Source organism: Rhodopseudomonas sp. P2A-2r, from assembly GCF_026015985.1.
GTDB lineage: Bacteria > Pseudomonadota > Alphaproteobacteria > Rhizobiales > Xanthobacteraceae > Tardiphaga.
Genome location: NZ_CP110389.1, coordinates 4223482 through 4237635, shown reverse-complemented (window position 1 = coordinate 4237635; position 14154 = coordinate 4223482). Strand labels below are relative to the sequence as shown.

16 protein-coding genes are annotated in these 14154 nt (G+C 64.2%); 10 read left to right on the top strand and 6 right to left on the bottom strand.

The window, feature by feature from the left end; translation table 11 throughout:
• Positions 1 to 21 precede the first annotated feature (21 nt).
• Both ONR75_RS20535 and ONR75_RS20530 read left to right on the top strand, forming a co-directional pair.
• Positions 22 to 618, top strand: a complete 597-nt coding sequence (locus tag ONR75_RS20535; protein WP_265078880.1) for a hypothetical protein — start codon at positions 22 to 24, stop codon at positions 616 to 618.
• 135 nt (positions 619 to 753) lie between these two features.
• A complete protein-coding gene (locus tag ONR75_RS20530) occupies positions 754 to 1209 on the top strand; it encodes a VOC family protein (RefSeq protein ID WP_265078879.1) in 456 nt (151 codons plus the stop codon).
• A gap of 15 nt (positions 1210 to 1224) precedes the next feature.
• On the opposite strand, the gene ONR75_RS20525 is transcribed toward ONR75_RS20530, so the two are convergent.
• Positions 1225 to 3807 carry a cation-translocating P-type ATPase gene (locus ONR75_RS20525; RefSeq protein ID WP_265078878.1) on the bottom strand — a complete coding sequence of 861 codons (2583 nt, stop codon included), beginning with the start codon at positions 3805 to 3807 and terminating at the stop codon, positions 1225 to 1227.
• Between the two features lie 146 nt (positions 3808 to 3953).
• Between ONR75_RS20525 and ONR75_RS20520 the strand changes: the two genes are divergently transcribed.
• The gene (locus ONR75_RS20520) at positions 3954 to 4229 is read left to right on the top strand and encodes a hypothetical protein (protein WP_265078877.1); all 276 of its coding nucleotides are present in this window, start codon (positions 3954 to 3956) and stop codon (positions 4227 to 4229) included.
• 81 nt (positions 4230 to 4310) lie between these two features.
• A complete protein-coding gene (locus tag ONR75_RS20515; protein WP_265078876.1) occupies positions 4311 to 4583 on the top strand; it encodes a hypothetical protein in 273 nt (90 codons plus the stop codon).
• A gap of 267 nt (positions 4584 to 4850) precedes the next feature.
• Here the strand turns inward: ONR75_RS20515 and ONR75_RS20510 are convergent, their stop codons facing one another.
• On the bottom strand, positions 4851 to 5408 hold the full coding sequence (locus ONR75_RS20510; protein ID WP_265078875.1) for a disulfide bond formation protein B: 558 nt from the start codon (positions 5406 to 5408) through the stop codon (positions 4851 to 4853).
• Positions 5408 to 5566 carry a DUF5993 family protein gene (locus ONR75_RS20505; RefSeq protein ID WP_265078874.1) on the bottom strand — a complete coding sequence of 53 codons (159 nt, stop codon included), beginning with the start codon at positions 5564 to 5566 and terminating at the stop codon, positions 5408 to 5410. The genes ONR75_RS20510 and ONR75_RS20505 overlap by 1 nt, the downstream gene beginning before the upstream one ends.
• A gap of 89 nt (positions 5567 to 5655) precedes the next feature.
• Between ONR75_RS20505 and ONR75_RS20500 the strand changes: the two genes are divergently transcribed.
• Positions 5656 to 6003 carry an ArsC family reductase gene (locus ONR75_RS20500; protein WP_265078873.1) on the top strand — a complete coding sequence of 116 codons (348 nt, stop codon included), beginning with the start codon at positions 5656 to 5658 and terminating at the stop codon, positions 6001 to 6003.
• A gap of 22 nt (positions 6004 to 6025) precedes the next feature.
• Here ONR75_RS20500 and ONR75_RS20495 read toward each other — a convergent pair whose 3' ends face one another.
• Positions 6026 to 6628, bottom strand: coding sequence for a hypothetical protein (locus tag ONR75_RS20495; protein WP_265078872.1), 603 nt, complete (start codon positions 6626 to 6628; stop codon positions 6026 to 6028).
• A gap of 392 nt (positions 6629 to 7020) precedes the next feature.
• Between ONR75_RS20495 and ONR75_RS20490 the strand changes: the two genes are divergently transcribed.
• From ONR75_RS20490 to ONR75_RS20470, 5 genes are all read left to right on the top strand, one after another.
• Positions 7021 to 7776: an ABC transporter ATP-binding protein gene (locus ONR75_RS20490; protein WP_265078871.1), complete on the top strand. Its 756-nt coding sequence runs from the start codon at positions 7021 to 7023 to the stop codon at positions 7774 to 7776.
• Complete coding sequence (locus ONR75_RS20485) at positions 7769 to 8515, top strand: ABC transporter ATP-binding protein (protein ID WP_265078870.1); 747 nt, start codon at positions 7769 to 7771, stop codon at positions 8513 to 8515. The genes ONR75_RS20490 and ONR75_RS20485 overlap by 8 nt, the downstream gene beginning before the upstream one ends.
• Positions 8516 to 8544: 29 nt before the next feature.
• Positions 8545 to 9765: an ABC transporter substrate-binding protein gene (locus tag ONR75_RS20480; RefSeq protein ID WP_265078869.1), complete on the top strand. Its 1221-nt coding sequence runs from the start codon at positions 8545 to 8547 to the stop codon at positions 9763 to 9765.
• 66 nt (positions 9766 to 9831) lie between these two features.
• Complete coding sequence (locus ONR75_RS20475; RefSeq protein ID WP_265078868.1) at positions 9832 to 10707, top strand: branched-chain amino acid ABC transporter permease; 876 nt, start codon at positions 9832 to 9834, stop codon at positions 10705 to 10707.
• A 1-nt stretch (position 10708) separates the two neighbouring features.
• Positions 10709 to 11677 carry a branched-chain amino acid ABC transporter permease gene (locus ONR75_RS20470; protein ID WP_265078867.1) on the top strand — a complete coding sequence of 323 codons (969 nt, stop codon included), beginning with the start codon at positions 10709 to 10711 and terminating at the stop codon, positions 11675 to 11677.
• A 137-nt stretch (positions 11678 to 11814) separates the two neighbouring features.
• On the opposite strand, the gene ONR75_RS20465 is transcribed toward ONR75_RS20470, so the two are convergent.
• A complete protein-coding gene (locus ONR75_RS20465) occupies positions 11815 to 12762 on the bottom strand; it encodes a methyl-accepting chemotaxis protein (protein ID WP_265078866.1) in 948 nt (315 codons plus the stop codon).
• Positions 12701 to 13726, bottom strand: a complete 1026-nt coding sequence (locus tag ONR75_RS20460) for a hypothetical protein (RefSeq protein WP_265078865.1) — start codon at positions 13724 to 13726, stop codon at positions 12701 to 12703. Before ONR75_RS20460 ends, ONR75_RS20465 begins: the two co-directional genes overlap by 62 nt.
• Positions 13727 to 14154: the final 428 nt, after the last annotated feature.

Genomic DNA, 14154 nt, shown 5'->3' with positions numbered 1-14154 from the left:
TCATCGGAACGCCTCCCTGTCATGACCACGTCCAAGAGCCTCTTCCCGCGGCTGCGGCGCAGCGTTGCTGCTTTCATGTTGTGTGCGGCCTCGCTCGCATTCATGACCGGTGCGCAGGCCGGCGAGCGCGACGACAAGCTGGCGGCTGCAGCCGACACGCCCGCCGCCGTCAAGCACGGCGAACTGGTATTCCATGGCAATTATTGCGGTGTCGGCAATCGCGCGGGCGCCGACCCGATCGATGCCCTGGACGTGGCATGCATGCACCACGATGCCTGCACGCCCTCCGGCGGGATTCAGAGCTGCGCCTGCAACGCGCGGCTGGTCGACGAGGCCGGCGCGATTGTGCGGGATCCCCGTCAGTCGCCTGAATTGAAGTCGCTGGCCACCTTGATCGGCGCCGCAGCCGCAGCCGGCATGACGTTGTGCGCACCGACCGCTAACGTCGCCACGCCCGCGGCCCAGGTTGCGCCGGCGCCGCCCGCGCCGATCGCTCCCCCGGGAGCTGTTGCCGACGAACCGGCCGTCGCGACAGAAGCGCCGCCCGTGGCTCCGACGACCATTGCTCCGCCGACCGATATAACCCCGGTGCCGCGTGTCGCCCCAACGGCTCCGTGAACGGCCGCGCCAGACCGCGGACATCTCGATGACCCGCAGACGCCGCCGTTGAGCGGGTCTTGCATTCTCGCAGGGCCGCGTGTTGATGATCGTTGCAGCCGATGTCACCGCGGGCAGCGGCCGGAGAGAACGACCATGGTCAAGGTCATCGGAATCGACCATCTCGCCATCCGCGTCAGCGATCTCGCGCGCTCCAGGCAATTCTACGACAAGGTGCTCGGCTTCATGGGCTTCACCCTGGAGTGGGAGTTCGACAAGGTGGTCGGCTGGGACAATGGCGAGACCTTGTTCTGGATCACCGAGGCGGATGCCGCGGGCAAGCGTCACAAGCACCACACCGGCGACATCGGCTACCATCATTATGCGTTTGAGCTCGGCGTGCGCGAGGAGGTCGATGCGCTCTACGCCTTTCTGCTGGCCGAGCAGGTCGAGATCGTCGACGCGCCCGCCGACTATCCCAGCTATGGCGAGGGCTATTATGCGGTGTACTTCCTCGATCCGGACGGGCTGAAGCTGGAAGTGATGCACTTTCTGGAAAAGCAGAAACGTCGCGCCTTGAGGGAGAAGCACCGGACCAGGAAGCCATCCTGACCGAACGGCGAGAGGTCATAGCGGCTGTGGCGCGATTGGGCTGTTTCGCGCGGCGGCGGAAAATATCCTGCGCCATAGCGGTTTAAGCAGTTCCAGAACCACAAGAATGACGATTCCGGCGCCGATGGTCAGGGTGATGTCGTCCGCATGCAGGGGCCCGAAGCGGAACAGGTGGCGTGCGAACGGCCATAGCAGGGTCAGCGCCAGCATCGCCGCAACTCCGCAGACCACCAGCGCCAGCGCGCGGTTGGGACGGCGGATCGCTTTCAGCAGCGAGGTGCTGGCGGACCGGTTGAGAATGATCAGCGCGACGATGCTGATGACCAGCGAGAAGAAGGTCAGCGCCCGCACCTCGTTTTCCGGCATGCCGCGCTGGAGCGCGATGACGAAGATCGCCGCCACCACCGCGAAGGCGAGGACGCCCTGCAGCAAGCTCCACAGGATCATCGACATCGAAAACAGCGGCTCGGCGGGATCGCGCGGCGGCCGCCGCATCAGGTCATCTTCCTCGGTTTCGGCCTCGAACACCAGCGAGCAGACGGGGTCGATGACCATTTCGAGGAAGGCGATGTGCATCGGACCGAACAGGATCGGCAGGCCGAAGATCAGCGGCAGCAAAGCGAGGCCGGCGATCGGCACGTGTACCGCGAAGATGAAGCTCATGGCCTTGCGCAGATTGTCGAAGATGCGGCGGCCGAGCCGGACCGTGGTTACGATCGAGCCGAAATCGTCGTCGAGCAGCACGATCGATGACGCCTCGCGGGCCACATCGGTGCCGCGGCCGCCCATGGCGACGCCGATATGCGCGGCCTTCAGCGAGGGCGCATCGTTGACGCCGTCGCCGGTCATCGCGACGATCTCGCCGTCGGCCTTCAGCGCCTGGACGATGCGCAGCTTCTGTTCAGGCATGATGCGAGCGAATACCGATGTTGTCCTGATCCGCACGATCAGTTCCGCGTCGCTCAACGTTTCCAGTTCGTCGCCGCTGATCGGGTCGCTGTCGCCGAGTCCGGCCTGGCGCGCCACCTCGCGCGCCGTGGCCGGATAGTCGCCGGTGATCATGATAACGCGGATGCCGGCGGAGCGGCACTCGGCCACTGCCGCCGGCACGCTTGGCCGCAGCGGATCGGCGAGCCCGACCAGCCCTGCAAACTCAAAGTCGAAATCGGGCTGCGCATCCGGAAGCGCCGATCCGGTGAACGACGCACGGGCCACGCCGAGCACGCGCAACCCGGCCGCCGCCATCTGGTCCACGGCCGTGGTGACGGCTTCGCGTTGTGCCGGCGCGAGGCGGCAGAGATCGGCGACCGCTTCCGGTGCGCCCTTGGCCGCGACCAGCAATGCGCCATCTGCGGCGGGCTGCCAGACGTTGGACATGGCGAGCAGATCCGGACGCAGCGCATAGGTCCTGACCAGACGGCCATCGGCGGCCGTCGTTGCCTGAGCGTTGGAAGCCGCCACTATGTGAAACGCCTTCTCCATCGGATCGAACGGCTGGACGGCGCTGGCCTTGACGCCGGACCTGACCAGTTCCCGAAACGGCTCCGCCAGCGGCTTGCCGGCATCGACCACGCACGACGCGCCGTCGGTCAGGCGAAGTTCGGAAATGGTCATGCGGTTTTCCGTCAGCGTGCCGGTCTTGTCGGTGCACAGCACCGTGGCCGATCCCAGCGTCTCGATGGCGGTGGCGCGGCGGGTGAGGACGCGGACCTGCGAGATGCGCCAGGCGCCCATCGCCATGAACACCGTCAGCACCACCGGGAATTCCTCGGGCAGCATCGACATGCCCACGGCAATGCCGGCCAGCACCGCGTCGAGCCAGCCGCCGCGCAAGGTGCCGTAGAGGACCACCACCAGCGCGCTGATGGCGCCGCCGACCAGCGCAAAGATGCCGACGATCCTGCGGGTCTGGGTCTGCAGATGTGGCGCCGCCGTATCGAGGGTGCCGAGGGTCTTGCCGATCCTGCCGATCTCGCTGGTGGCGCCGGTGGCGACCACTTCGGCAATGCCCGCGCCGCGCACGATCAAGGTGCCGGAGAAGGCGGTGGGCAGATCGTCGCCGCCCGGTCGCTGCCGCTGCGGGGACAGGGTGGGGTCCGGCGCCTTGCGCACCGGCACGGATTCGCCAGTCAGCAGGGATTCGTCGGCCTGCAGGTCCTGCCCCTCGATAAACTGCGCGTCGGCCGGAACGCGGTCGCCCTCGCCGAGCACGATCAGATCGCCGCGCACCACCTCGCGACCGGCGATGCGCTGGCGCTCGCCATCGCGGATCACCAGCGCACGCGGGCTGGTCAGGTCGCGCAGTGCATCCAGCACGCGTTCCGTGCGGGTTTCCTGAACCACGGTGATAACCACCGACAGGCCGGCAAAGGCGATCAGGATCACCGCCTCCGTCAGGTCGCCCAAAAGCAGGTAGACAGCGCCGCCGCCGATCAGCAGCGCCAGCATTGGCTCGCGGATCACCTCCAGCACGATGCGGAACGGCGTGCGTCGCGCCGAGCGCGGCAGCTCGTTATATCCGTCGCGCGCCAGGCGCGCGCCGGCTTCCGCTACGCTGAGACCATCAAGGCGAGACGGTGGGTTCGACGCATTCGGCATGCTGTGCTTTCCGTGCAACCGGCAACTGGCTGCCGCATCGGGAATGCCCCATGCATGACGCGCGTGGGTTGATCGGTGTCAAGGATCGCGCGACGCAGACGCGGTATCAAGCCGCAGTGTCAGAGCGTCACGCGGGGACTGCATCGTTGCAACATCGGTTCGGCATGTGGGCTGCGTCGGCGGCGCTGGTCGCAAGCGTGTGCTATGGGGGCCCGCAGCTGCTGCAGGTCGCCGGCGTGCTGGTGGATCCGTGGGACCGGATCCTGATCTTTGCGCCGTCGCTGGCGCTGGCCCCGGCCTTCGTTCTCACCATGGTCGCGGTTCACGGGACGGCTCCGGCGGAACGCCAGACGTACAGCCTCGCGGCGCTGGCACTCGCCATCATGTATGGTGTGATGGCCTGCATCGTCTATGCCACGTAACTCGGCGTCGTCATCCCGCATGATCTGCGTGGCGACGGTGCGCGCTACGCCTTGCTGGCCTGCTGCGGTCAGAACCAGCTGATGGCCGGCATCGACCTTGTCGGCTACACTTTGATGAGCTTGTCGCTGCTGTGTGCCGCGCCGGTGTTTTCGGGCAGCCGAGCGATCCGGCTGTGGCTGCTGGCCAACGGCGCGCTCGCGCCGTTCCTGTTTCTGCAGCTAGCCTATCCACGGCTGATCTATGTCGGCGCGCTGTGGCTGGTGACGTTTCCGGCGGCGGTGCTGCAGCTGGCGTTATGGTTCCGCGGCCGCAGGGCAGTCGGACACCGGCCCCGCGATCTTGCCAGGCGTTAGCGGCCTTCGCCTGCCGGTCCAACTCCTCCACGAACAGCCGGGCATGCCCCGACAGCGCGCTGAAATCCGTTGTGCAGACGGGCGGCGGCCCGGACGGCACCGACGTCAAGGCGCTCAACGCGCGGCGCACCCCGCTGGTCAGCGCGGCCAATGGCGTCGCCGCGCCGTGTTTCATGGTCGTCGGCGGTGGTTCGCCTCGTGATCGTGCCGGTGGCAGCGGCGACGACGCTGGTCTGCTTCGTCAGGGCCTGCGGTTGAGCGGGCGGTTTACGGCCCGTGCTTCAGTAGTTCATAGACCACCGGATTGTCGGCGCACGCGGCAAAGCCGCATTCCAGCCAGGTGGAGAGCACGTTCAGCGCGACGAGGCCGATCACCAGCCACACCGCCATCCGCGCAACGCCGCCGGCCACAGGCGCCGGCGTCGGCGCGAACTGCTCGTCGAACAGCAGGATCAAGGCGATCAGCACGATGGCCGCAATGAATCCAATCAGCGCCCAAGTGTAATAGTGATAGCCGAGTAGGGCCGTGCCGTAGCCGGGGTCGCCGGGCATGATGTGCAGCAGCACCTGCCGGGTCGAGGCCACCGCGCCGGCCACCGCGACCAGCAGCGACAGGCCGTATTGGCTGGGCCGCGGCCCGAAGCGGATATTCAGGATGGGGCCAATCGCCAGCAGCGCGAACATGATCCTCTGCAGCAGGCACAGCGGGCAGGGCAGTTCGTGCAGCACAAGCTGCGCGGCAAAGGCCGCGGCCAGCACCAGCGCGACCGCACCGAGTGCGAGGACATTGAGGGTGACGGCGCGCGCCGGGGTGAGAATGGCCATCAGAACGACAGTTTCAGCACGTCGGTGGCGTGGTGCAGATAGGTGGCGACGCAGGCCACGAAGGTTGCGGCGAACAGCGAAAGCGCCCAGCCGCGCGAGCCGCGCCAGGCGGCAAGCATCACGATGGCGACGGCCAGAAAAAGTGCGGTGAATTCCATTGTCGCTCCGATGAAGATTGCGATTAACCCTATGCCAGATTCGCCGATCTGCTAGGTCTCCAATAGGCGCCAATCCGGAACCACCCGACATGACGATCACCATCTACGGCATCAAGAATTGCGACACCATGAAGAAGGCCCGCACCTGGCTCGATGGCCACGGCGTTGCCTATGACTTTCACGACTACAAGGCCGCGGGCATCGACAAGGCCCGGCTGACCGGCTGGATGAAGCAGGTCGGATGGGAAACCCTGCTGAACCGCGCCGGCACCACCTTCCGCAAGCTTGACGATGCCGACCGGCAGGATCTCACCGCGGCCAAGGCCATCACGCTGATGCTGGCGCAGCCGTCGATGATCAAGCGTCCGGTGCTGGATCTCGGCGACCGCCTGCTGGTCGGCTTCAAACCGGAGATCTATGCGAAGGAGGTCGGCTGATGGCCGGCTTTTTCTCGTCGCATTAGCCGAACTCGATGATGTCGCCGGCGGTGCTGCGGCCGGGCAGGCGGTGAAACAGGTCACGGTCGATCACCGTCCGAACGCATGGTGGCGGCAGCGACTGCTGGCCGCGCAGCAGGTTCTTGATCTCGAAGTTGCCGTCCTCGCTGATGGTTTTCAGCGATGCCACGATGTGGCTGACGGCGTGACCGTCGGAAAACGGCATCAGCATGCGTTCATAGGCGACCGGGCGGCCCTTGATGTCTTCCACCAGGGTCACGGTGTAGATCGGCAAAGCGCGGCCGATGCAGGCATAATAGGCCGGCAGGATCGCCGGACCGAGGACTGGTCCGAGATATTCGTCGAGGAATCGGCCTTTGCCGGTGTTGCCATAGGCATGCGACATCCGCGTGCCGTTGCTGTCGATGGTCAGCCGTGGCGGCTGGCGGGTGTTGTCGACGAGGTAGTAGACGAGATCGAGAACTTCCTCTTCGAGCCGCTCGGGCTGATACTCGGCGACGCACGGCAGCTGCTGCTGTCGGGAGTACAGGCGCAGCCAGTTGTTCAGCAATTCCCGCTGCCGGATCGATTTGACGACTGACGGGTTGGCGCTTGCGAAATCCATTTCGAGATCCCCGGCAGCTCATCCGAGCATAGTATCGGAATGACGGTATCATCGGATGGCTTGGGAAACATAGTGTGAAAGCGGGCATTCCCTGGAAATGCAATTAAAGGGTGATTTCCTGTGGCGTTGACGGTCTGTCACCGGCGGTCTGCGGCGTCGGTTTTCCGCCGCCGGGGATTCGGGCGGCTCAATGCGACTAATGGCCGAGAGGGCTGCGGCGGAGCGTCCCGCCGTTGCCCAGCTTTGCTCCTTGCGTTCGCTGCGCCGTTGAAGGCATATTCCGCGCGAGACGGCCGGTCGGTGGCGAAGTCGAACGCGCCACAGGAACAGGACGTGCCAGAAATCGGCCAGCGCGATGACGCACGCGGCAAAGGCTGATGGGGGAAATTTGCTTGTCTGATGAGTTCATTCTTGAAACCCACGGATTGACCAAGGAATTCGCGGGGTTCTTCGCGGTTCAGGACGTCAATCTCCGGGTACGCCGTGGCACTATCCACGCCTTGATCGGTCCCAACGGGGCCGGCAAGACCACGTGTTTCAACCTGCTGACCAAGTTTCTGAAGCCGTCCAGCGGCCAGATTCTGTATAATGGGCGGGATATCACCACGCTGGCGCCAGCCGACGTGGCGCGGCAGGGCCTTGTGCGTTCGTTCCAGATTTCGGCGGTGTTTCCGCATCTGACGGCGCTGGAAAACGTCCGGGTCGCATTGCAGCGCCAGCACGGCGCCTCGTTCGATTTCTGGCGCTCCAAGACCGTGCTCGACCAGTACAACCGCCGCGCCGAAGAACTGCTCGAGGACGTCGGCCTCAGCGAATTCACGGCGACGCCGGCGGTGGAAATGCCCTACGGCCGCAAGCGCGCGCTGGAGATTGCGACCACGCTGGCGCTCGATCCGGAGATGATGCTGCTCGACGAGCCGATGGCCGGCATGGGCCATGAGGACATCGACAAGATCGCGGCGCTGATCAAGCGGATCTCGGCCAAATACACCATCCTGATGGTCGAGCATAACCTCAGCGTCGTCTCCAACCTGTCCGACATCATTACAGTGCTGACGCGCGGCAAGGTGCTTGCGGAAGGCAGCTATGCCGACCTGACCAAGGACGAGCGCGTCAAGGAAGCCTATCTGGGAGCCGGGCATGGTTGAGATGACAATGACCGCCCCCGCGACCGACGCGGCGTCCGCAAAGCCGATTCTCGAGATCAACAATCTTGAGGCGTGGTATGGCGAGTCGCACATCCTGCACGGCATCAATTTCAACGTGAAGCCCGGTGAGGTCGTGACCTTGCTCGGCCGCAACGGCGCCGGCAAGACCACGACGCTGAAGTCCATCATGGGCATCATCGGCAAGCGCGCCGGTTCGATCAAGTTCGACGGCCACGACATCTCGAAGGCGACATCGGACAAGATTGCGCGGCTCGGCATCGCGTTCTGCCCGGAAGAACGCGGTATCTTCTCGAGTCTCGACGTGCGCGAGAACCTGCTGCTGCCGCCGATCGTGCGGCCGGGCGGGTTGTCGCTGGATCAGATTTTCGAGCTGTTTCCGAACCTCAAGGAGCGCTTGAACAGCCAGGGCACCAAGCTGTCCGGCGGCGAGCAGCAGATGCTGGCGATCGGGCGGATCCTGCGCACCGGCGCGCGCTTCCTGATGCTCGACGAACCCACCGAAGGCCTCGCGCCGGTGATCATCCAGCAGATCGGGCACACCATCGCCCGGCTGAAATCCGAAGGATTTACCATTCTCTTGGTGGAGCAGAACTTCCGCTTCGCCGCGACCGTGGCGGATCGCTACTACATCGTCGAGCACGGCAAGATCATCGATGGTTTTGCCAATTCCGAGTTGTCGGCCAACATGGAAAAGCTGCACACCTATCTCGGCGTCTGAATACGTCACACCTGTCGGAGGAGGATAAAATGAAGAAAAAGATTGCGGCATTGCTGCTCGGGACCGCTCTGACGCTGACGACGGCGAGCATGGCGTCCGCCCAGGACAAGACCGTCAAGATCGGCTCGCTCAGCGACCAGTCCGGCCTTTATGCCGATCTCGGCGGGCCCGGCTCGACGCTGGCCGCGCAGATGGCCGCCGAGGATTCCGGCCTGCTGGCCAAGGGCTGGAAGATCGACATCATCTCAGGCGATCACCAGAACAAGCCGGACATCGGCTCCAACATCGCGCGCCAGTGGTTCGACGTCGACAAGGTCGACACCATCGTCGACGTGCCGAATTCCGGCGTGGCGCTGGCCGTCAACACCATCGTCAAGGAAAAGAACGGCGTCTACATCAATTCGGGTGCCGCGACCTCCGACCTGACCAACGCGCAGTGCTCGCCCAACACCGTGCACTGGACCTACGATACCTACATGCTGGCACATTCGACCGGGCAGGCGATGGTCAAGGCCGGCGGCGACAGCTGGTTCTTCCTCACCGCCGACTATGCGTTCGGCGCCGCGCTGGAGCGCGACACCAGCGAAGTCGTCAAGGCCAATGGCGGCAAGATCGTCGGCGGCGTCAAGCACCCGCTCAACACCGCGGACTTCTCGTCGTTCCTGCTGCAGGCGCAGGCGTCCAAGGCCAAGGTCATCGGCCTCGCCAATGCCGGCGGCGACACCACCAACTCGATCAAGCAGGCTGCCGAATTCGGCATCACCAAGGGCGGCCAGAAGCTCGCGGCCTTGCTGCTGTTCATCACCGACGTCAAGGCGATCGGCCTCGAGACGGCGCAGGGCTTGAGCTTCACCGAGACCTTCTACTGGGATCTCAACGACAACACCCGCGCGTTCTCCAAGAAGTTCGCCGCGCGCATGAAGAACGGCGCGCCGCCGTCGATGGTGCAGGCCGGCGTCTATGCCGGACTGATTCATTACTTCAAGGCGCTCGAGGCGCTCGGCAGTAATCCCCATGACGGCGCCAAGGTCGTCGCCAAGATGAAGGAAATGCCGACCGACGATCCGCTGTTCGGCAAGGGCGCGATCCAGCCCAACGGCCGCACCATCCACTCCGCCTATCTGTTCGAAGTGAAGAAGCCTTCGGAGTCGAAGTCGGCGTGGGATTTCTACAAGCTGGTCGGAACTGTTCCCGGCGACCAGGCCTTCACGCCGCTCGACAAGAGCACGTGCCCGCTGCTGAAGAAATAAAACGCGCGGCCCGGCAGCCACGAGCTGCCGGGCCGTTGCTTCTCCAAGGTTAGAGTTGAGAGCACCATGTCGATCAATCTTCAGGCCCTGTTCGCGCAATTGCTGGTCGGGCTCATCAACGGCTCGTTCTACGCGCTGTTGTCACTGGGTCTTGCCGTGATCTTCGGCATGCTCAACATCATCAATTTCGCGCATGGCGCGCTCTACATGATGGGCGCGTTCTGCGCTTATTTCCTGCTCAACGTGATGGGTATCGGCTACTGGCCGGCGCTGATCGTGGCGCCCATCGTGGTCGGCATCTTCGGCATGATCCTCGAACGTACCATGCTGAAATGGATTTCCGGCCTCGACCATCTCTACGGGCTGCTGCTAACCTTCGGCCTCGCGCTGATCATCCAGGGCGTGTTCCAGAACTACTTCGGCTCCTCGGGCCTTCCTTATGCGATCCCCGACATCCTCAAAGGCGGCATGAATCTCGGCTTCATGTTCCTGCCGATCTATCGCGGCTGGGTGGTGGTGTTCTCGCTGATCGTCTGCCTGCTGACCTGGTACCTGATCGAGCGCACCCGGCTTGGCGCAAACCTGCGCGCCGCCACCGAGAACCCGACGCTGGTGCGCGCCTTCGGCATCAACGTGCCCCGCATGATCACGCTGACCTACGGGCTCGGCGTCGGTCTCGCCGCGCTCGCCGGCGTGCTGTCGGCGCCGATCAACCAGGTCCGGCCGCTGATGGGCGCCGACCTGATCATCGTGGTGTTCGCGGTGGTGGTGATCGGCGGCATGGGCTCGATCATGGGCTCCATCATCACCGGTTTTGCACTCGGCATCGTCGAGGGGCTGACCAAGTATTTTTATCCCGAGGCCTCCAACACCGTCGTCTTCGTTCTGATGGTTCTGGTGTTGCTGATCAAGCCATCGGGACTGACGGGACGGGCCGCCTGACATGACCACCATTACTGAAAACGCCATTCCCGAACCGCGCCGCGGCACCAGCGATGCCATGATCGCCTTCGTGATCATGACGGCGCTGCTGCTGGTCGTGCCGCTGACCGGGGTCTATCCGTTCTTCGTCATGCAGGCTCTGTGCTTCGCGCTGCTGGCCTGCGCCTTCAACCTGCTGATCGGCTATGGCGGCTTGCTGTCGTTCGGTCACGCGATGTTTTTGGGCACCGCCGGCTATTTCACCGCACACGCCCTGAAGGTCTGGGGCATGTCGCCGGAACTCGGTATTCTGGTCGGCACATTGGGCGCCGCGGCGCTCGGTGTCATCACCGGCCTCGTCGCCATCCGCCGACAGGGCATCTACTTCGCCATGATCACGCTGGCGCTGTCGCAGCTGTTGTACTTCGTCTATCTGCAGACGCCGTTTACCCACGGCGAGGACGGCATCCAGGGCATTCCCCAGGGCAAGCTGTTCGGCCTCTTCAATCTCGCCAATTCGACCACGCTCTATTACGTGATCCTCGCCGGCTTCCTGCTCGGCTTCCTGGTGATCTACCGCGCCATCAACTCGCCGTTCGGCGAGGTGCTGAAGGCGATCCGCGAGAACGAGCCGCGCGCCATCTCGCTGGGCTACAAGACCGATCAGTACAAGCTGCTGGCCTATATCCTGTCGGGCACGCTGGCGGGCTTTGCCGGTTCGCTGAAGGTGTTCGTGGCGCAGAACGCCTCATTGACCGACGTGCACTGGACCATGTCCGGTGAAATCGTGCTGATGACCCTGGTCGGCGGCCTCGGCACCATCTTCGGGCCGGTGGTCGGCGCCTTCGTAATCATCGCCATGCAGCAATATCTCGCCGGATTCGGCCAGTGGGTGACGGTGATCCAGGGCGTGATCTTCGTGGTCTGCGTGCTGACCTTCCGGCGCGGCGTGATTGGCGAGATCGCGCACTACTTCAAGCGCTCGCTGTAATCAGCAGCGTCCGCGCGCAGCGTCGGCTGGTTCGGCGCCACGCAAGCGCGTTCCTGCCGCGCTGTATGGCGGGGCCGTTCGTTGCACCGTGAAGCGGGGCGCATCGAGGTGCTTCACCGCGGTGCGACTTCCCGACCTTAATTGACCCGCACGGTTGCGAGAAACTTCTCCACCTCGATTTTGAGCCGGTTGCTTTCGCCGGACAGTTGCTGGGCCGAAGCCAGTACCTGCGACGAGGCCACGCCGGTCTCGCTGGCGCCGCGGCTCATTTCCACGATCTTGGCTGTGACTTCGCTGGCGCCCGCCGAGGCGCGCTCGACATTGCGGGCAATGTCGCCGGTGACGAGGTGCTGTTTCTCGACGGCGACCGCGCTGCTGCCGGCGATGTCCGCCAGCCGGTCGATGGTGGTGCCGATCGCCTTGATGGCCGACACCGAAATGTCGGTCGCCGTCTGCATGCCGCCGATCTGCTGCCGAATCTCGCCGGTGGCGGTGGCGGTCTGCGCCGCGAGGGTTTTGACTTCCTGGGCGACCACCGCGAAGCCCCGTCCGGATGCGCCGGCGCGGGCCGCTTCGATGGTCGCATTCAGCGCCAGCAGGTTGGTCTGCCGGGCGATCTTGGCGATGAGATCGACGACGTCGCCGATCTTCACGGCGGCCTCGGAAAGCGCATTGACCTTGGCGTCGGTCTCCTGCGCCTGCCGCACGGCTGCGCCGGCGATCTGCGTGGATTCCGTCATCTGCCGCCCGATCTCGTTGAACGACGAGGACATCTCGCCGGCCGCCGATGCGACCGAATGGACGCTGGAGGAGGCGTCCCGGGAAGCCAGGGTCACGTCATGGGAGAGTTCTTCGGTGACATGCGCGGTGGCCTTCAGCGTCACGGCCGTCGCTTCGAGTTCGGTCGAGGCCGAAGACACCGCGTTGATGATGTCGCCGACCGCGCTCTCGAAGGCGTCCGCGAGCCTATGCGTCTCCGCCTTGCGCCGTTCGTCGGCCATGCGATCCTGCCGGCTTTTCTCCTCAACCTGCTCGGCGGCACGTTCGGCGGCCTTGACCTTGAAGGATTCGACCGCCCGCGCCATCTCGCCGATTTCGTCGTTGCGACCGAGACCGGGCAGCACAAGGTCGAGATCGGCCCGAGGCGAGCTGCTGCATGGCTTGCGTCATCCGGGAAATCGACTTCGCGATCCGCTGTCCGAAAATCAGCGCCAGCAATCCGATTCCAAGGATGGCGAATTTGATCGACGAGGACAGCAGGTCGCGTGTTTCGTCGGCATGGCGCGCCGCGGCCTCATAGCGATCAGTCGCGAATTTGCTGAGGATCAGCAAAGGCGGTCGGGTGCGCGCGAAAACGCTGGCAAAGTCCTCGGCTTCCTCATTGAGCGAACTCTGGCTGACCGAGTAGGCCATGAAGGCCTGTTCGTAGGTACGAACCAGCGCTGTCGTTTCCGCTTTCTGCTGTTCGCTCAGGTCTGACGACTTGAGGGCGGTTTCAAACTCGGCAACGCGCTCGCGCAGCCTGTCAAAATACTTGTCGTCGCCGCGCAGCGCGAAGTCCTTCTCGTTGATGCGCATGGCCAGGAACAGCATTGTCAGCCGCGGCTGGTCCAGCTCGGATAATCGCAGCTCCAGCTGGCGTGCGGCCGAGCCCAGCTTGCCCTGCAGCCCGTCCTTGTCGCTGAACCCGATGATCCGCTGCGCGGCAATGATGTTGTGAAAGCGCGTGGCATAGAGGTTCATGCCCGATCGCAGCGCTGAAATCTGCTGCGGCGCGTCGGTCTCCACCGCCTCCACCAGTTTCTCGGTTTCCGCGAGGTGGGACAGGGCCTGCTGCAGCACGTGGTCGTATCGGTCGACGAGTTTTTCAGTTGGTTTGCGGAGAAAATCCGCACCGATCTGTCCGGCTTCCGAATAGTTATCTGACAGGCTTGTGACATGGGAGCGCAGCAACACGCTGCTGTCGGCCTGTCGTTGCGCCTCGGTGCCGAAATGCAGGCCGGCAAGGCAGATCGCGCCTGTCAGGATAACGCCGGTGATGGCGAGCAAGGCGATCTGCAGGCGCAGGCCAATCCTGATGCGCGTGATGGAAAGCAGCCCGGCAAGCGATCGACGATTGTGTAGTGCGAACATTTGCAGTGGTCCTCTGACACCATGTCAGAGGCTTCTAGGCAGCGATTTCTGAATCAATTCGTAAAGGTATCGTGGTCCGCCAAACTGTTTATTTTCATTTTGGCGCGCAGCGTTTTGTGCATGTCACATTGATTGCAAAATGCCATTCGTGGCGTGCCGCGTTTGGCGTGTGTGCGGTCGTGTCCGGGCCAGCTCGCGCGTTCGCGGCAGCGCCGATTGCAGACGCGTTGGTGTCGACCGAGGCGCGGGGGCTGGTCCCGGACCATGTCCGACCCGACGTGCCGCCCGGGATTGTATGCGCCCGGTCATCCACCGTTTGGTGCCACAAAGCGGTGGATGACGCC